Source organism: Acinetobacter corruptisaponis (assembly GCF_030053775.1).
GTDB lineage: Bacteria > Pseudomonadota > Gammaproteobacteria > Pseudomonadales > Moraxellaceae > Acinetobacter > Acinetobacter corruptisaponis.
The window spans coordinates 3,750,862-3,769,559 of sequence record NZ_CP125669.1; the positions used below are offsets into that span (position 1 = coordinate 3,750,862).

Below are 18,698 nucleotides of genomic sequence, written 5' to 3' on the forward strand. Positions count from 1 at the left end.
TCAAAATGTATTCAATTTTTTAATGTAATTTTGACGATCAAAATTTATGCTATATTATTTTAATATTATGAGAGGAGTTTGATATGACAACAATTATACTTGATTTACCTGACGATATTGTAGAGCAAGCACGACATGCAGGGTTATTATCATCATCTGCGATCGCAACATTATTAAGACAAGTGATAGCACAACGTCAGGAAAAAACGGTATCGCTGATTGAGGTTATGCAAAACTCACCTTATAAAGAAATTGAGCTAACACAAGTAGAGCCTGAATATTCATCTATTCGGGAAATTAACTTGTGAAAGGTTGGTTGTTAGATACGAATATCCTCTCTGAATTACGTCGTTCCAAACCTCACCCACAAGTTTTAAAATTTATTGCTGAACAACGTAACGAATCTTTATTTGTGAGTGTGATTACATTTGCTGAGATTCGTTTTGGAATAGAAAGAATTGCTGATATACAAAAACAACAAGCTTTAAGTATTTGGTTGGATAAAGAGTTACGTCCATTTTTTATGAATCGTGTACTTGCTCTTGATGAAGAAATTATATTGAAATGGCGTATTTTATTGGAACAAGGTCGCAAACAAGGGTATACCTACTCACAACCTGACTTATTTATTGCCACAAGAGCATTACATCATAATTTAGGTTTGGTCACTCGAAATACTAAAGATTTTGAGAAAGTTGATATTCCTTTATATAATCCTTGGGATAACTAAAATTTTGGTTTAACTATTTTTATAATTATCTTTCACTTTCACATAATGACGTGCTGAATAAGATAAAAACTCCAGTTCTTTTTCAGTCAGTGGACGCACTTGTTGTACTGGACTACCAACATAAAGATAACCACTTTTTAATACCTTACGGGGTGGCACTAGACTGCCAGCACCGATCATGACGTCATCTTCAATAATCACATCATCCAGCACGACTGTTTTAATACCAATCAATACCCGATTGCCTATCGTACAGCCATGCAAAGTCACATGATGTCCAACGGTAACATCCTCACCAATCACCAGCGGTGAGCCATTTGGTTTGGATTGATTTTTATGGCTGACGTGTAACATACAATGATCTTGTACATTACTGTTTTTACCAATCTGAATCGAATTGACATCACCACGAATCACGGCAAACGGCCATACCGAAACGTTCTCTGCCAGTTTTACGTCACCAATGACCACAGACATTTCATCAATATAACAACTTTGATCAATTTCAGGATGATGGTCGAGATAAGTGCGGATATTCTTGGTCATGGTCAGTATCAAAATAAAATATGGATGAATTATAAAATAAAAAGGCACCCAGACTAAAGTGTGTGGGTGCCTGATTTGGCAATTCTAAAATTAGAACAAGTTGCTAAAGAACATCTTGATATGGTCAATCATACGGGCAAAGAAGCCAGCTTCTTCCACAGGTTTGAGTGCAACCAGTGGTTTTTCAGCAATCACTTTACCGTCAAGGCTGGCCACCAATTTACCAACGACCTGACCTTTTGCCAAAGGTGCATTCAATTTAGGCTGTACCACAAGCTGGGTCTTGATTTTGTCAGCCTGACCTTTCGGCATGGTCACGTTGAAGTTTTCAGCTAAACCAATCTGAACATCATCTTCCTTACCAAACCAGACCTTGGCTTTTGCAAGCACCTGATTGGCTGGTTGTACATTAGCCGTTTCAAAGTTTGCAAAACCCCAAGCTAAAAGGGTACGTGTCTGATTGGCACGCTCATTCATGCTTGGAGTACCAAAGATCACGGAAATCAGGCGCATTGGACCACGTTTGCTTGATGTGGTGAGACAGTAACCCGCTTCTTCGGTATGACCTGTTTTGAGGCCATCAACACTTGGGTCAGTGTAAAGCAGAGCATTACGGTTGCCTTGCTTGATGCCGTTAAAGGTAAATTCTTTTTCAGAATAGATTGGATAGTATTTGGAACTGTCCTTGATGATGTGCTGGGCAAGGACTGCCATATCTTTTGCAGTTGAATAATGTCCTTCTGCTGGCATCCCTGTTGAGTTGATGAAATGGGTGTTCACCATGCCAATACGTTTGGCTTCCTGGTTCATCATGTGGGCAAATGTGCCTTCATTGCCTGCAACGTGTTCAGCAACCGCCTTGGAGGCATCATTTCCAGACTGGATGATAATACCACGCAGCATTTCCAGAACAGTCGCGGTCCCATTGAGTGGTACATACATACAGGATTCAGTGCTGCTACCACGGCACCATGCAGATTCATTCATCCGCACCTGTTCATCTTCAGTCAATTCACCCTTTAAAAGTTTCTGCTCTATGATGTAGCTTGTCATCATTTTTGTCATAGATGCAGGCGCAAGTTTTTCATTTTCGTTTTTGGCAGCGAGAATCTGTCCTGTCTCATAATCCATGAGCACATAGGATTTATTATTTAATTCTGGTGGAGCAGATAGGACAGTTGCTGCATATGAAAAGCTTGGCAAAAGTAGTAATGCAGCAAGAGCGCTTTTTTGAGTCATTCTAGGTGGTTCCAATATCTTGTATGAAGCAGAAGAGCCTAGCATTTTAGGACAAAGCAAAGCCGACTGCTATGGGCGAAGTCGGCTTTTTATCATGCTATTGTAGCAAATCGGTTACTTGGAATAATAATTACGGACATCATCACAGATTTGACGGTTATCTTCGTCCGAGGCTGCCTTGGCAATGTCACGGGCTTCTTTCAAGGGTTCCTTATATTCCTTGGTTTGCATGCGTTTGCTGAGAATCTCAACCGCATTTTTTTCATTGGATAAATAGGACTTGACCAGGGTGTCGTAGGCCTTGTTGAACTTTAAATCTTTGCCAATCAAGGTTGGGCAAGTTTCAGACAATACATAAATGACCGCAAGTTCCTGTGGGGAAACTTCATCAGACATTGGGGTGACTTCAATCTTTTCAGTTTCAGGCTGTTTGTCTGCTGCAAATGTGGTAGGAACAAAAGTGCTGGCAGCGATGAGGAATGATAAACCTAGTGTTTTTACAACATTTTTCTTCATAAGAAATCAAACTCAAAACAAGACTTAAAGAATTTGAACAACTTATAGCATAAAAACAGATAAAAATTTGTATGTTTGCTGTAGGGAATATGGAGAAACTGTGGTTTTAAATATCAATATCTAAAACCACTTTAATGTCTGGATGGCCTGTTTAGCCCTCAAAATTCAATACTTCTTCACATACCGCTTTCTGTTCAGCCTTATCAACCTCTGTGGCAGCTTGACGGGCATCTTTTAGTAAAGTGTTGAATTCACCATCTTTTTGCAGGCTTTCAAGCGAAGCAGATTTGTCCGAGTAGCTCCCCAAATAAGAACCCACCATTTTTTTGATATTCTGGTCAAATTTTGCATTCTTACCGATCAGGTTAGGACACATCTCAATCAGCACTTGTGCATTGGCAATATCATCCTTAATCAATGCATCCGCTTCTTTTACTGAAGCTGCGTCAGCAAAAACTGCTGGTGCCGCAAGAAATGTGAAACTAACCGCTAAAACTCGAACAAAACTGGATAAATGTCTCATGGCTGCATAAATTTCTAATACTATGAAGATATAAATATATATAATTCAATGAATATTTCAATTGAAAAAACTGCACAGTAATTTTTGAAGAGACAGAATCTTAGTGAATATCTTGATTGCAAATGATGATGGTGTGTTTGCACCTGGACTGCAAGCCTTGGCGCAGGCGTTAAAACCTTTGGGGCGGGTTGTGGTGGTTGCCCCTGAGAGTGAGCGTAGTGGTTATTCAAGCGCCTTAACGCTAGATCGGCCCTTACGTCCCATCCCCATTTCCGAAGATGTCTGGGCTGTCAATGGCACACCTGCGGACTGTGTCTACTTATCCATGAATGGTCTGTTTGATTTCGAATTTGACCTTGTGGTCAGTGGAATCAACAGTGGCGCCAACCTGGGCGATGATGTTCTATATTCAGGTACGGTTGGGGCCGCATTTGAGGGAAGATTGATGAAACATCCAGCAATTGCCGTGTCTTTGGCGGGTGCAAATGTACGTTCCTATGAACATCCGCAGCATTATGCGCAAGCGGCACAATGGGTGCATGACTTCATTGCTAAAGGACTGCCTGTGTTGCCACCGCGTCATATCTTTAACATTAATATTCCCGATGTTGAGCAGATCAAGGGGGCACAGGTGACTTATCAGGGTCGCCGTGCGCAGTCCAAGCCAATCAGCAGCCATGTTGATCCGCGTGGTCGGCAAGTGTACTGGATTGGGCTTGCTGGAGAGGCGGTGACTGATCCTCAGTCGGCTTCCAGTCATATCCAGTCTGATTTTTTTGCGGTGTCGAATGGCTATGTCAGCATCACCCCAATCCAGATGGATGCGACAAATTATGCGGTACTAGACAATCTACATACCTATGTGAATGGACCTGAATAAGCACCTAAATGTTATAACTTTGTGAATATGGAAAGTGAGAACTCGTTTTTTCTCACTTTTTTGGTACTCTTAGGCGCAAATAAGTTAAGGTTTTTTCGATGAGGGCGAAGATGCACTTAAATCATGTTTCGATTTTTCTATCACAAAAAATGATGAAAACAATCGTACTGTCTACGGTGGTAACACTCACAGCGGTGGTTACTGGTTGTGCATCTAAACCGCAGGTGAATGGTGGCGTTCGCAATGTACAGGCACCAAATTACTATACAGTGCGTTCAGGCGACACCTTGAGTGGAATCGCAAATCGCTATGGCCTGAATTATCTGGATATTGCCGCATTGAATGACATTGCGGCGCCGTACCGCATCTATGTCAACCAGTCTCTACGCTTAAAGGGTTCTGTGGCGCAGCGTACCACCTCAACCCAGGCGATTACCCAGGCGGCTCCAATCCAGCGCCAGAGCATTAATTTGCCAGCACAACAGCCAGTGGTTCCAAAACCGCAACCTGTGGCTCCTAGAACTCAGCCTGTTGTTCCAGTGGCCCCCGTAAATCCATCCTCTTCAACTCTGGCATCCAGCCTGCGTTGGGTAAAACCATCAAATGGTGCGGTTATTCAGGGCTTTAATCTTGCGAGTAACGTGAAAGGTATTCGCTATGGTGGAAATGAGGGCGATCCAGTATTTGCCGCTGCAAATGGTCAGGTGGTTTATGCTGCGGATGGCCTGAAAGAATATGGAAACTTGGTGTTGATCAAGCATATTGACGGTTACATCACGGCATACGCCCATAACAGCAAGATGCTGGTGAAGAGTGGGGACAATGTCACCGCAGGACAAAAAATCGCGGAGATGGGTTCTTCTGGCGCTACCCGTGTGATGCTGGAATTTCAGGTTCGTCTAGATGGTAAACCTGTGAATCCAACAACAGTTTTACCTAATTAGGGTCTGTTGACATTTCAGCCATGCCTTGCGTTATAGGCTAAAACGACATAAACAAGGCATGAAACGTAGACAATGGCGATACCCTTGTCAAGTTTCATAACGCGGTTTAGGGAAGTTTTAGCCATAACCCTACGGGACAGGGACATTTTTTGCCGCTCCTGCGTTATGTCTTGCTTACTTAGAGTTACTAAGTTTCGCAATCCATGCCTTGTACCGTCTAAAAAATGTCCTCTGTCGCAAGCATCTGTGAAATGTTAACAGACCCTACAATGTTATTTAACAAACTTTCAACAATTTGTTAATAATAGCTATTCCACAAATAGACTTTTCTGTATACTAGGCTTGTTTGCTTTTATTAGAACAATAAGCATATTAATAAATTACGAGGGAAGTCTATGTTAGATCAATTGCGTGCAATGGGGGTCTTTGCTTGCGTTGTAGAAAAAAGTTCTTTTAGCGGTGCAGCAAGAGAACTGGGCATTACAACCAGTGCGGTCAGTCAACAAATCCGATCTTTAGAACAAGAAATGGATGTCACCTTACTTCATCGTTCGACCCGAAAACTGAGTCTAACCGAGGCGGGTCAAGCATTCTTTTTGAGCTGTCAGGAAATGCTGGCTGCGGCAGAGCGTGGCAAAATCCGTATTAACGAATTGCGTGATGATCTGGTGGGAGATTTACGTATCGCAACCACGCCTGAGCTGGGTGCGCTGCATGTCATTCCAGCCTTGTCACACTGGATGTCGGCCCATAAGGGATTGGCCATTCATTTTGAAGCAGACCATCGCTATATTGACCTGATTGAAGAGCGTATTGATATTGCGATTCGCATGAGCCTACGGGTGGATGACCACCATGTGACCGCCGTACCTTTGGCTCGGGTGGATCAGGTATTGGTTGCTTCACCAAGTTACCTGAATCAGGCGCCACCGATTACCCGTCCAGAAGACTTGCGTCATCATGAGCTGCTTCCAGTCACCTTAATGCAGAACTATCAGCATTTTGCATTCCGTCACGGTTTAAGTGGGGAAATTGTCAATGTTGACATGAAGACACGTTTGGGCACCAATAATGTTTTTGTGGCAAAATCACTTTGCCAACAGGGACTTGGGCTGGCACGTATTTTATACATGGACATCCAGAAAGAGCTGATTAATGGCACGCTGGTTGAGGTGTTGCCTGACTGGCACATGCCTGCCTATACCTTGCATGCCTTAACCTCCAAGCGTGAACAGTATCCAATGAAAGTACACCGCTGTATTGATGCGTTGAAACAATATTTTGTGCAGTTACCAGGTGGGCGTTCTTTGCAGGGCGTTGCTTGAACTGATCAATAAAACCAAAAAGCCATGCTTAAGAGAGCATGGCTTTTTTATGGATTATTTACGTTTTTTAGCTAAGGCCTTAAGGGTTTTAACCTCGACTACCGTTTCCTCGGGGGCTTTGGTCTCTGTTTCAGCCTTTTTGCTTTTCTTGCGTTTTTTCTTTTTCTTGTGCTGTTCCTCTTCAACGGCTTCACCATCCTCAATGGCCTGCCAATATTCCAATTGTTCCATCACGGCGGCATAAATGGAGTTTTTGCTGTATCGGCCTTTCTTGTCGAGGGTGCCAACTGGACGAGCCATCAGGATTTCCAGCGCCTGATCAATGGTATCAATCGCATGGACATGGAATTGTCCAGTTTGTACCGCCTCAATCACGTCCTGACGTAGCATCAGGTGTTGCATGTTCTGGCGTGGAATAATCACCCCTTGTTTGCCTGTAAAGCCTTGCAACTTACAGGCATCAAAGAAGCCCTCAATTTTGGCATTCACTCCACCAATCGGCTGTACTTGACCCAACTGGTTCATCGAGCCTGTAATTGCCCAGGACTGATCAATCGGGATTTGGCAAATTGCGGAAATTAACGCAGAAAGTTCGGCAACGGTGGCACTGTCACCATCGACCTGACCATAGCTTTGCTCAAATGCCAAGGCAGCAGAGAAGTGCAGGATTTGTTCACGGCCAAAGTGGGCTTTTAGGAAGCTCGACATGAGCAATACGCCTTTGGCATGCAATGAGCCACCCAGCTCCACACTGCGTTCAATATCCAGAATATCGCCACCACCTTGATAAACAGAGGCGGTCAGGCGAGAAGGTAAGCCAAACTCGACATCGGCATAGTGAATCACGGAAAGGGCATTGATTTGACCGAGACGATGCCCAGAAGTTTCAATCAACTGTGTACCACGAGACAGGTCTTGCCAGTAGAGCTCACGTAAATAGCCTAAACGATATTGACGATGGTGCAGGGCCTGGTTGACATGCTGGTCGGTGACAATCTTGTCACCCGCTTTAAAGGCATGGTGATGCGCTTCGCGGATCAGGTCACCAAGGGTTGAGGCATGTAATGACAAAGAGCTTTGATCCTCAGCCTGACGGCTGGAATCAGTAAGCAATGCGGCTAGTGCAGAACGGTCAAAGGGAAGTAATTTATCTGCCTGAACATAGTCGGCAATCAACTGCATATAAGCCTGTTCGTTACTGTCATTACGTTGTAATGTATCGGTAAAGTCGGCACGGATTTTAAATACGCTGCCAAGTTCAGGTTCTACTTCCAGAATTTCATAGTAAATTTCAGGTTCGGCTAATAAAACCACTTTAATATCAAGTGGAACAGATGCAGGTTCAATGGAGATGCTGCCTGTGAGGGTGAGCATATGTTCCAGTGAAGAAAGCTTGAGCTGTCCAGATTTTAAGGCACGTTTCAGACCTTGCCACGCATAAGGCTGCTCCAGCAATTGTTCCGCTTCCAGCATCAAAAAGCCACCATTGGCCCGATGCAGTGAACCAGGACGAATTAGGGTGAAATCAGTGGTGATCGTACCATTGTGAGTCAGTTGCTCCACATGACCCAATAAATTGTAGTGTGTTGGAAAATCTTCAAAAATAACGGGCGCGCCACTGTTCGGTTTATTGGCAACAATCACATTGGCCTGATAGCGTGAGGGTACGCGGTTGAACAGTGCAGGGGTAAAGTCATCTTCCTCTTGCTCTAAAATCAACTCAACATTGTCAATGATGTCTTCAGCATATTGTTTTAAATAAATATCGAGACCCTTAACTTCCTTATTTTTGTTTAAAATCAGTTCAATACGGGGCATCACCACCTGGGTGGCAATATCACGGTTTAAGCTGGACACCTGATCCCGTGCATCATCTTCCAGATCGCCCAGATGTAAACCCAGACGTTCCAGTTTTTTCTCCATATAACGCATATTGGAGTTGATTTCAGCACGTTCCTTGCTCGTTAATGCGTTCAGGTCATTTTGGGTGAGTTCATGATATTCATTGTCTTTCAACTGCATCGGAATAAAGACATGCTTGTCATTGCGGGAAATCAATTTTAAATCGAGTTCCTCGCCCTCTTTGGTCAGTTCAACCAGTGCCTGTTGCTGTACATCACCCGTATCCTGACGGATACGTTCAATACGGTTGTGATAGGTTTCCGCACTAAAACGGCGTTCTAGCTGCTTTAAGATAATTTGCCATGCCTGCTGCAAGGCATTTTGAAATTTGCTGCCTTGTCCCGCTGGGAAGCGCAAGGCAATCGGTTGTCTTGGATTCTTGAAATTATTGACGTAGACCCAGTCATCAGGGGTAGGCATGGTTTTGGCGTGCTGTTGGAGCAAACGTTTGATCATGGTTCGTTTACCAAGACCAGCCGTACCCACGGCAAAAATATTATAGCCCGAATAGGGTAAAGAAATCCCTGCTTCGACTGAGGCGCGGGCGCGATCCTGTCCTAAAAAATTATTCAGGGGCTTAATTCGTTTGGTTGAACTTGGAATTTCAGCCAAATCTGGCGTATGCGTCAGTTGGTGTGCATGTAATGCCGTTTTAAGTAGGGTTGCCTGGATGTCCGTCTGTTCAAAAGCACTTGGAAATGAATTGATTTTTGCTGTAATCGTGTTTGTTGGTGTTGAGGATAAAGTTGTTGCAGTCATTTGATCGAGTTTTTGGGTCACTATTACTATCCAACAAATAAAACGAAATGTGGTGAATTAAAGGTATACAGTTTTAGGTCTAAAGATCAAGCGAACTTGTGTTTTTTATCGACAAAACAAAACAATGACTTTATTTGATTGCATAAAGCAACTTGCAAGCAGGCGCAAGACACGATTGAATAGGCACATTCACGCATGTTCATGGAAAATAATAACCAATGACAACTCAAGCCACTGGGTGGGCATCTGCATTTAAGGCATTTTGGGATCGCCGTGCCCTGATTATGTTATTTCTGGGTTTCTCGGCAGGGATACCGATTTTACTGATTTTTTCCAGTTTATCGCTGTGGCTGGGTGAGGCTGGCATTGATAAGAGTGCAGTGACCTTTTTTAGTTGGGCTGCCTTGGGTTATTCCTTTAAGTTCGTGTGGGCACCCTTAATTGACGAATTGCCTGTGCCATTCTTGACTAAAACTTTGGGTCGTCGTCGGGCCTGGCTGCTGATTGCCCAGTGTTTAATTATCTGTGCAATTTGTATTATGGCATTTTCTGACCCAGCACTTGGGCAAGGCTATTTGGTTCAAATGGCAGTGGGTGCGGTTCTATTGGGTTTTTCAGCGGCAACACAGGACATTGTGATTGATGCCTACCGTATTGAGCTTGCTGAAACTGAAATGCAAACGGTTTTGGCTTCGACCTATAACGCTGGTTACCGCATCGGGATGATCGTTGCAGGTGCAGGTGCATTATTTTTAGCGGCTTATCTGGGAACCGCAAAAGGCAATTACATCTATGAAGCGTGGAAATATACCTATTTAACCATGGCTGCCGTCATGGTGGTTGGAATTGTGACCACCCTCATTATTCGTGAACCACAAGTCAACCGTGTCTATAAACATTATAAAACCACAGACTACTATCGTCTGGTATTTGTGTTCTTTATTGCCGTGGCAACCTTTGTGGTGAGCTATATCTATTCAGGCAATGTCACGGAAGCAATCACTAAATCTGCGGCGATTAAAGACACCGCCGCATTGTTTGGCTTGGAGGCATTGCGCTTTTTAACCGCCACAGCAGCAGCGCTATTTGTAGGCACTACATTGGTGAAAATGGGTGTCGTCAATCAGCAGATGGCAAAAGAAACATGGGTTGCGCCCATTCTGGATTTCTTTAAACGCTATGGGGTAAAACTGGCTCTGGTTTTATTACTGCTGATTGGTTTCTTCCGTATCTCTGACATTATTGCAGGGGTGATTTCCAATGTGTTCTATCAGGACCTGAACTTTAGTAAAGAGCAGATTGCCGAAGCGGTCAAGATTTATGGTGTTCTGTTTAGTTTGGTGGGGGGCTTTCTGGGAGGGCTACTCGCGCAGCGCATGAACATTATGAAGCTGATGTTTGTCGGTGCGGTGTTGGCAAGCTCAACCAACCTGATTTTTATCGGTCTGGTTAAATCTGGAAAACCACTGGATCAGGTTGAAGTGCAGGTCGGTAGTCAGCATTATCAGGTACAGGCGGATGAGGTGGGTTACTGGAAATTAGATGTTCCAACTCAGGTTCTGAGCAAGGCGAAACAAATTGAGGTGACAGCATCCTATTTAAACAAAGACAACGAGCCACCTGTGGTTATTGCCCAGCCTTATTTGGTAGGTGATGGCAAGAGTGCAGCTATGCAATTGTTGCCTGTAACCAGTAATAATCAAATTACCTTGCATGAGCATAACAGTAGCATCGTCGTCAAAGGTCAATATTTCGGTGAGCCTTTAACAGCCACCCAGAAGATTGTGATTGATTTGGACGGGGAAAGTTTTGATGCAAAACTGGATAAAAATGGGGTTTTTAGCGCAGTTGTTGGTGCAGATAAACTGCTGGCTTCACCCTCCAAACAGCTTAAAGCACAGTTGCTGGATGGAGAGCGTAGCCTGTTATCTACCGCACATCACTATCAGGCAAATAGTCATCTGACACTGAACAATGAACTTGATGTTGATATGCAGGCTATACCCTTGATTGACCCGAAATCAACCCAGAATGTTGAGATCAAGGGTAAGGTGATTAAAAGCTACAGCTCTTTATGGCTGTATATGGCGATTATTATTGATAATTTGGCATCAGGTTTGGCGGGTGCGGCTTTTATTGCATTCCTATCCAGTCTGACCAGTGTGTCATTTACAGCGGTTCAATATGCAATTTTTAGTTCCCTGATGACACTTACCCCTAAATTATTAGGGGGATATTCAGGAACAATCGTCAGCAATATCGGTTATCCAAATTTCTTTTTGATGACCACATTGATTGGTATTCCGATTTTAATTTTAGTGGTTTGGGTTGCGAACCTGTTGCGTGACCATGAAAACCAGATAACACAGCAGAAAGGTGAATAACGATGCGCATGTTACATACGATGCTACGAGTAGGCAATTTAGAACGGTCGTTAAAGTTCTATACTGAAGTGCTTGGTATGAAATTGCTACGCCAGCGTGACTATGAAGAGGGCCGCTTTACATTGGCCTTTGTCGGTTATGGCGATGAAGAACATAATACTGTTCTTGAGTTAACCCATAACTGGGATACATCAAGCTATGATATTGGCAATGCCTATGGTCATATTGCGATTGGTGTTGATGATGCCTATAAGGCATGTGAGGAGATCAAGGCCCGTGGTGGTAAGGTGGTGCGTGAGGCTGGCCCGATGAAAGGTGGCGTAACAGTCATCGCCTTTGTTGAAGATCCAGATGGCTATAAGGTCGAGTTGATCCAGCAGGATCAGGATGCCCGTAACAACTAAAATCTGTTCGATTCAGGCTAAGATTTCTTATTGAAAGCACTGGCTTTATTTCAATAGCCCAGTATGATGATTTGATCAAACGGTCAATCATTATATTGGGCTTTATATTTATTGGTATAGGTAGGGATGGGGTATGTTGAAGTTATTGGCACTGGATCGCTTTACAATATTATTGGTTGTCATGGTGATATTGGCGACCTTTATTCCAGTATCAGGTCAGCTTGCACATTATTTTAATATTCTCACAACTGTCGCAATTGCTATCCTGTTCTTTTTACATGGTGCAAAACTCTCACGTGAAGCAGTGGTTGAGGGGATGTTGCACTGGAAAATGCATGCCTTGGTATTTGCCTTTACTTTTGTGATTTTCCCAGCCATTGGGTTACTGGCAAAACCCATTTTGGAACCTCTTTTAGGCCAGGAGCTGTATTGGGGTTTCCTGTTTATGTGCTTCCTGCCATCAACAGTACAGTCCTCCATTGCATTTACCTCAATGGCAAAGGGTAATGTTGCTGGGGCAGTGTGTAGCGCATCTTTTTCCAATATTATTGGCATGTTTATTACGCCAATACTGGTCAGCTATTTTATTCTTGGGCAAAGCCAGCATGGTTTTGATCCAACCAAATCGATTATTCAAATCACCTTATTGTTACTGGTTCCTTTCATTTTGGGGCAGTTATTACGTCCTTATGTTTTTCCTTATATGCTCAAGCTGCCGAGTCTGGTAAAGGCTTTTGATCAGGGTTCCATCTTGATGGTGGTGTACGGTGCTTTTAGTAGTGCCGTGGTTGCTGGTTTATGGCATCAGGTGAGTGGCTTGACGTTGTTTTATTTAACAGTTGCATGTTCTGTTTTGCTGACTGTGGTGATGTTGCTTGCTTTATATCTGCCAAAATGGCTGGGCTTTAACCGTGCTGATCAAATCACCATTTTCTTTTGTAGTTCCAAGAAAACACTGGCCAGTGGTGTTCCGATGGCACAAATCCTGTTTATTGGACAGCCATTGGGTATGATTGTGTTGCCAATTATGATTTTCCACCAAATTCAATTGATGGTGTGTGGGGTAATCGCCAATCACTGGTCAAAATCAGGGCAGGAATAGTTCGCAAAATTGAATTTATTGGCGTATAATAGTCGCCACTTGTTGGCTTTGCTCTGACCTGGAGTCTCGGTGAGTCAAAAGAAATGGTCTGTTGTGGTGTTGATCTGCAAGTGTGAAAACACTTTGCTTTCCTCATGTTGAGAGTGATCAATTGCGATAACAGCTTAAGCCTTTCTTACTAAATAGGAGCATCGACCATGCGCGCCGATATTCACCCTAAATACCAAACATTAGTTGCTACCTGTTCATGTGGTAACGTGATCGAAACTCGTTCTGCGCTTGGTAAAGAAACAATTTACCTTGACGTATGTTCAGCTTGCCACCCATTCTATACTGGTAAACAAAAGAATGTTGACACTGGCGGCCGTATCGACAAATTCAAGCAACGTTTCTCTGGTATGTCACGTTCTATCAAACGTTAATATCGAGAAAACAAAAAACGGGCATATTGCCCGTTTTTTTACGATTATAATTCCTAGACATGGGGCGTATTGAATACGCCCCGATCTGATTTATTGGTCTTGCACGTCCGTTAAGCGGTCCAGTTTCTTCTGGAAATAGTTACCCTGTAGGAAACGGGCTTCCACATTCCATGCATTGGCAAACTGGTTCATGTCATTGAGTTCAGTCAGGAAAATCTCAACAGGTTTTTGGGCAATAAAATGCAGAATCTTTTCCTGTAATACTGCCATCTCTTTTTCAGACCCCAGCATTTTTGCCAGCTTGCTATGGAAGCTGAGATATTGGGTATCAATCTGTTGAAGTATGCTGTCACTATACAATGAGTCGCCAAAACCACGGATGGAAATCTCTGCACCATGTTGTCGCAGTAAGGCAATTTGTGGCTGTGCCTGAGACAGGTTCTGCTGTAAGGCCTGTTCTGAGAATTGCAGAATCAGTGGATGAGCCTGTTTACTGCCAATAATGGTGAGTAACTTCGCAACCAACTCAGGCAGTTTCTTGTCATTTAATAAGATATGGTGATTGAGGTTTACAATCAATTTCGCTTTAGGGTACTGGGTAATGAAGTTGTGCAACTGCTTGCATGCCTCAACCAGTATCCAGCGGTCCAGTTGAACCGATAATTCAGGGTCATCCTTTAAATCACCCAAGTCAGTGATATCCTGCGATTGATTGTTATGGATAAAACCACCCGATACTTCATAGGTATGGGTATGTTGATCCTGCTTGTCATAAAGTTGCTGGTATTTTAGGTGAATATCACCTGCATCCAGTTTTTGCCTGAGTTCCTGTAACAGGCTTAGCTCTACATTGGTTGGAATATGTTCGGTTGTTAAACCAATATCTGCATCAATTTTCGGGCTATCAATGGTTGGCAAACCAAGTGAGAATGCCTTGGTCAGGATCTGTTCAAAGCTGGCCTCATCCGCAACTGGCTGGGCAAGCTCACTGTAGCCCAGTTTTAGGTGAAGAGGGAATGTATAATTCTCAGTTACCAGTAATTGCGGTTTTTGCAGGCTATTCAACCCAATCAGAAGTGAGTTGAGTACATGGGTTGATTCTGCCTGAAATAGGGCGACATAAAGCGCATGGTCCACCTGACAGACAGGGACATTAACCTGTTCTTTAATAAAGCCTGCAATGTTGGCGAAATAGGCCTTGGTGGCACGCCAGTCAGTCTGGAATACTTCGTTTGGACAGCTATTAAGGCTAAATAAAACCAGTGCATTGGCATTGGCTGGGTGGTTTGCAAGCTGTCGGTTGATTTGTTGCAGGGCGGTATTCAGGCCTGAGATTTTTTCAGAGGAAGTGACGGCTGGTATTGTCGCTGAAGACTGACTGGTGGACTCACATTCGATGTTCAGCTGGATTTCATCTTCATTTCCCGAAGGAATGAACTCAACCTGTAACGCACTGTTTTTTACACTTGGGTTTTGGGTGCGAAGTTCAAAACGCCCTTGTTCGAACTGTCCCTGTGAAATTTTCTTAAAACGCAGTTTAAACTGACTCAGGTCTTGAGGCTGCAAAACGTCCAAAATGGGCAGGCCAATTAAATCATCTGCATTGCTGAATCCAAAAAGCTGTGCATATTCGGTGTTGGCCGTAATATGAATGCCTTCCTGCAAAATTGCGACCGCTTTATGGGTTTCTGCAACCAGTGACTGCGCCTGGGTTTGTGCCGCTTCCAGTTCACTGAGTAGGCGATGTTCCGCCTGAACCAAACGGCTATAGGACAGGGCCCGAATAATACTGATATAAAAATTTTCAGGTGATTTAAGATTTAGGACATCATAGATCCCTTTATGGATATATGTCTGATATTGATCAGCTTTGTAGTCATCTGGTTCAAGCAACAGTACAGGCAGGCTAGGCTGTGACGATGCCTGAATCAGTGAAAGGGTCTGTTCGATCTTTAGGTCATACGCACGTCCAAAAATGACCATATCCCAGGGAAGATTCAGTTGTTTTTCAAATGCCTTGAGGTCGTCAAGCAAGGTCGCCTTAACCTGATGTTCCTGATTGGAGAATAACTCCAGAATCTGGTTGTAACGTAACTGGTTGTCATCAATAATGAGTAAGCGGGTTTCAGTTCGTTTTAACTTTTTAGAGAGTAAAGAATTTCTCACTTCAATGCTTCCCATAAATCTTGATCATTGGTATCCATATTATTTTGTGCCATGAATTTATGAAGAATGGACTGTTCATCTTCATTTAGCAGTTCAAAATCAAATTGAACAAAACTCTGGGTAATTAATTGTGCGTTTAATAAATACACTTTTACTTCCTCTTTCCCCAATCTTAAATGAATCGCCTGTTGTTCCCGAAAAATTTGTGAACCAGGTAAAATTAAAGTTGTTTTGGTTTCATCCAGATTCTGGTTTTTTAATAAAAGTGCTGGATGATAGTTACTGACATGCCGATCAGCCTGAATGCGTACAGCACATGGGAAGATTTCCTGTGCAAGAACTTCCAGACCAAGTTCCAGGCTTTTCTCGGTTGACTGCTTAAGCCAGCGAATCACCCCACCACGCCAGTGTCCATGTGAGGTTTCCTTGACCAGAATGTATTCACCTGTTCTTAAATTCTTGGGAGCTTCCCCCGACCATTTAATGCGGTAACCATTAACACTGATATCCAGTATGTCGGATTGGTAAACTGCCTTGCTTTCACGACTTAGGCGTTGAATGCTTGATTCTTCATTATTTCCAGAAAGCTTTTTATCCCAGGCAGACATAAACTTTGATTCGTTTTGTAAATTAAAGTGATGCTCTAGTAATAAGGTTTCTGAAAAGTTCTTTGCCTTGGAAAGATAAAAGTGCGCTGTCAGCAAACCAAAACAGATATGCAACTGGGCTGAATATTCATAACGTTCATGACGACGCTCTGCTGTGGTTCCAAGAATGGTCTGAACATGAAACTTGAGTGCAGGGGTCAGGTAGATTTTTTCATTCTTGGAAATATATTCAGCATTTTTATGCAATGTTGCTGTGACATGGTCAAGCAAGGTATTGGTGCTGATAAAAACATTGGGATTAAAACCTGAGCTTTGCTTTTTATTATAGATTGGTGGGTGGTCCTTGGTGGTGTCCACCACATACTTGGTTAGGTCAGTCTCTTTAGACAGGATTTGAACCATTTTTGCCCAGTCAAAACTACACTGGAACAATGCCTGAATTTCAGACTGGCGAATTTGATTGGTATTAAAAATATCCATCAAAATCAGCTGGGCATAGGCCTGGGAAATATTGCTGAGAGAGGTGGGTTTGCCACCCTGAATCTGTTCCAGATTGGTCTGATGATATTTATGGGTAAGTGCAGCCTCATAAAGTTGATGGGAAATCAGCCATTGTCCTGCAACAGGTTCACTATAGAGCATATGTTGTTGATAGAGCAGTTGGGTCAGTTGCTGCAAGGCCTGAAAGGTTGCCAGGGTTCTGGCGGTTTGTAAGTTCTTTTTCTGGTTTAGCGCAAAGATTGAAAATTTTTGGTTGTCGAGCTGGTCACTACTACGGCGCACAATATTAATATAGATTGCCGCAAAATAGCAGCGTAACAACATGGCCAGTTCAATGATGTGTTCATTACGGTCTGAACTGATGACACCCTGGTTAAAAAAATTCTTTTCCAGGCTACCCAATACATTTTCAATTGTCGGATGTAAAATTTGTACCAGATCGAAACGCAGTGTCTCAGAACATTCAAGTTCGCTGAGTTCTAACAGGGCTGCAAATAGTGCTTTGGAGGTATCTCCCAACTGCATGATGGACAGGTTGGAAATCCATTCATTTAAGCTTTTTGAATTGGTGTCGCAAAAGCTTAGTTTATCCCGTCTCAAGACAGTTGGAATTTGAAATATATCCGAAAAAGCATTATTCATCATTGTGTTATCAATCTCAGAACGTTTGAACCCCAAAAAGCGGTGTTTTATTTTTTTCGCCCGCAATTTCCCTCACAAGTTTTGGAACCAGATAACCTGGTAAACTTGCCAATACATCACTGTATATTTGATCTATCTCTGAAGATCTTAAATCAAAATGCTGAGCCCCTTTGACTTTATCCAAAACATGCAGGTAATAGGGCATTACCCGTGCTTCAAATAAACGAAAACTCAACTCATGCAAAGTTTTTGCAGAATCATTCACACCTTTTAATAAAACCGCCTGATTCAGCACGGTTATGTGATGGAGTGATAACTGTAATAACCTTGAGCAGGTGAAACCATCCAGTTCAGCTGCATGGTTTGAGTGTACCACTACTACAATGCGTAGCCTACTGTTTTTTAATATAGAAATCAGTTCTTCATCAATACGGTTTGGAATAACGATGGGAACACGTGAATGAATTCTCAGTATTTTAATCTGTGGGAGGGAGGCAAGACGCTCCAGCCAAAGTGAAATTTTTCGATTTGAAAGCGTCAGTGGATCGCCACCACTTAAAATCACTTCATTGATCAGGGGATTTTGCTCAATATATTGCCTGATATGTGGCCAGTCATCATTTTTAGGTAGATTTTCCTGATAGGGAAAGTGACGGCGAAAGCAGTAACGGCAGTGAATTGCACATGCACCTGTTAAGGTCAGTAAAAAACGAGACTGATATTTATGTAGAACGCCAGCCATCTGGTTGGCTGCCTCTTCACCCAGTGGGTCGGTGACAAACTCAGGATGTTCCTCAAGTTCCAGATGATGGGGGAGGACTTGTAGCAACAGGGGATCAAGGGGATCGCCAATGCTCATTTTTCCGACGAATGCACGCGGGACACGCAATTTAAACTTTTCAGAGGCGAGGATTGCCCCTGATAATAGCTGATCGGTAGATAACTCAAGCAGATTTAACAGCTCCAGAGGATCAGTAATGAGGTCACTGAGTTGTGATTGCCAGTTTTGCTCTTGATGTAAATAGTTTATCATGCCATACGTTAAAAATAGTGTGAGGACTATGCCTGTACGTGTAGTCTAGCATTAATAGAGTTGAGTTTTAAG

At 43.1% G+C, this 18,698-nt stretch carries 17 protein-coding genes; 9 read left to right on the forward strand and 8 right to left on the reverse strand.

Annotated elements, in window-relative coordinates; genetic code table 11:
• The first annotated feature begins 83 nt into the window (after nt 1-83).
• On the forward strand, nt 84-308 hold the full coding sequence (locus QLH32_RS17895) for a hypothetical protein (RefSeq protein ID WP_279960653.1): 225 nt from the start codon (nt 84-86) through the stop codon (nt 306-308).
• A complete protein-coding gene (locus tag QLH32_RS17900) occupies nt 305-730 on the forward strand; it encodes a type II toxin-antitoxin system VapC family toxin (RefSeq protein ID WP_283267389.1) in 426 nt (141 codons plus the stop codon). Before QLH32_RS17895 ends, QLH32_RS17900 begins: the two co-directional genes overlap by 4 nt.
• Before the next feature lie 9 nt (nt 731-739).
• On the opposite strand, the gene QLH32_RS17905 is transcribed toward QLH32_RS17900, so the two are convergent.
• From QLH32_RS17905 to QLH32_RS17920, 4 genes are all read right to left on the reverse strand, one after another.
• Complete coding sequence (locus QLH32_RS17905; RefSeq protein WP_283267390.1) at nt 740-1,276, reverse strand: gamma carbonic anhydrase family protein; 537 nt, start codon at nt 1,274-1,276, stop codon at nt 740-742.
• Nucleotides 1,277-1,366: 90 nt separating this feature from the next.
• The gene (gene dacC / locus QLH32_RS17910; protein WP_267979086.1) at nt 1,367-2,515 is read right to left on the reverse strand and encodes a D-alanyl-D-alanine carboxypeptidase PBP5/6; all 1,149 of its coding nucleotides are present in this window, start codon (nt 2,513-2,515) and stop codon (nt 1,367-1,369) included.
• Between the two features lie 114 nt (nt 2,516-2,629).
• Entirely contained in the window at nt 2,630-3,031 is a 402-nt protein-coding gene (locus QLH32_RS17915) for an MCR_0457 family protein (protein WP_283267391.1), read from the reverse strand.
• Between the two features lie 151 nt (nt 3,032-3,182).
• Nucleotides 3,183-3,554: an MCR_0457 family protein gene (locus QLH32_RS17920; RefSeq protein ID WP_267979088.1), complete on the reverse strand. Its 372-nt coding sequence runs from the start codon at nt 3,552-3,554 to the stop codon at nt 3,183-3,185.
• Between the two features lie 103 nt (nt 3,555-3,657).
• On the opposite strand from QLH32_RS17920, the gene surE reads away from it, so the two are divergent.
• From surE to QLH32_RS17935, 3 genes are all read left to right on the forward strand, one after another.
• Nucleotides 3,658-4,434: a 5'/3'-nucleotidase SurE gene (surE, locus tag QLH32_RS17925; RefSeq protein WP_283267392.1), complete on the forward strand. Its 777-nt coding sequence runs from the start codon at nt 3,658-3,660 to the stop codon at nt 4,432-4,434.
• A gap of 110 nt (nt 4,435-4,544) precedes the next feature.
• Nucleotides 4,545-5,378 carry a peptidoglycan DD-metalloendopeptidase family protein gene (locus tag QLH32_RS17930; RefSeq protein ID WP_283267393.1) on the forward strand — a complete coding sequence of 278 codons (834 nt, stop codon included), beginning with the start codon at nt 4,545-4,547 and terminating at the stop codon, nt 5,376-5,378.
• A gap of 395 nt (nt 5,379-5,773) precedes the next feature.
• Complete coding sequence (locus tag QLH32_RS17935) at nt 5,774-6,703, forward strand: LysR family transcriptional regulator (RefSeq protein WP_267979091.1); 930 nt, start codon at nt 5,774-5,776, stop codon at nt 6,701-6,703.
• A gap of 54 nt (nt 6,704-6,757) precedes the next feature.
• On the opposite strand, the gene QLH32_RS17940 is transcribed toward QLH32_RS17935, so the two are convergent.
• Nucleotides 6,758-9,385, reverse strand: a complete 2,628-nt coding sequence (locus QLH32_RS17940; protein ID WP_283267394.1) for a Lon protease family protein — start codon at nt 9,383-9,385, stop codon at nt 6,758-6,760.
• Nucleotides 9,386-9,582: 197 nt separating this feature from the next.
• Between QLH32_RS17940 and QLH32_RS17945 the strand changes: the two genes are divergently transcribed.
• From QLH32_RS17945 to rpmE, 4 genes are all read left to right on the forward strand, one after another.
• The gene (locus QLH32_RS17945; RefSeq protein WP_283267396.1) at nt 9,583-11,748 is read left to right on the forward strand and encodes an AmpG family muropeptide MFS transporter; all 2,166 of its coding nucleotides are present in this window, start codon (nt 9,583-9,585) and stop codon (nt 11,746-11,748) included.
• Between the two features lie 2 nt (nt 11,749-11,750).
• Entirely contained in the window at nt 11,751-12,152 is a 402-nt protein-coding gene (gene gloA, locus QLH32_RS17950) for a lactoylglutathione lyase (RefSeq protein ID WP_283267397.1), read from the forward strand.
• A 133-nt stretch (nt 12,153-12,285) separates the two neighbouring features.
• A complete protein-coding gene (locus QLH32_RS17955; RefSeq protein WP_283267399.1) occupies nt 12,286-13,254 on the forward strand; it encodes a bile acid:sodium symporter family protein in 969 nt (322 codons plus the stop codon).
• 197 nt (nt 13,255-13,451) lie between these two features.
• The gene (gene rpmE, locus QLH32_RS17960; RefSeq protein WP_004679402.1) at nt 13,452-13,676 is read left to right on the forward strand and encodes a 50S ribosomal protein L31; all 225 of its coding nucleotides are present in this window, start codon (nt 13,452-13,454) and stop codon (nt 13,674-13,676) included.
• 90 nt (nt 13,677-13,766) lie between these two features.
• Here the strand turns inward: rpmE and QLH32_RS17965 are convergent, their stop codons facing one another.
• From QLH32_RS17965 to epmB, 3 genes are read right to left on the reverse strand one after another with little or no spacing between them, the layout of a single operon-like run.
• Nucleotides 13,767-15,857: an EAL domain-containing protein gene (locus tag QLH32_RS17965; protein ID WP_283267401.1), complete on the reverse strand. Its 2,091-nt coding sequence runs from the start codon at nt 15,855-15,857 to the stop codon at nt 13,767-13,769.
• Nucleotides 15,839-17,596 carry a cyclic-di-GMP receptor FimW-related protein gene (locus QLH32_RS17970; protein ID WP_283267403.1) on the reverse strand — a complete coding sequence of 586 codons (1,758 nt, stop codon included), beginning with the start codon at nt 17,594-17,596 and terminating at the stop codon, nt 15,839-15,841. The genes QLH32_RS17965 and QLH32_RS17970 overlap by 19 nt, the downstream gene beginning before the upstream one ends.
• 13 nt (nt 17,597-17,609) lie before the next feature.
• A complete protein-coding gene (gene epmB, locus QLH32_RS17975; protein WP_283267404.1) occupies nt 17,610-18,626 on the reverse strand; it encodes an EF-P beta-lysylation protein EpmB in 1,017 nt (338 codons plus the stop codon).
• Between the last annotated feature and the right edge of the window lie 72 nt (nt 18,627-18,698).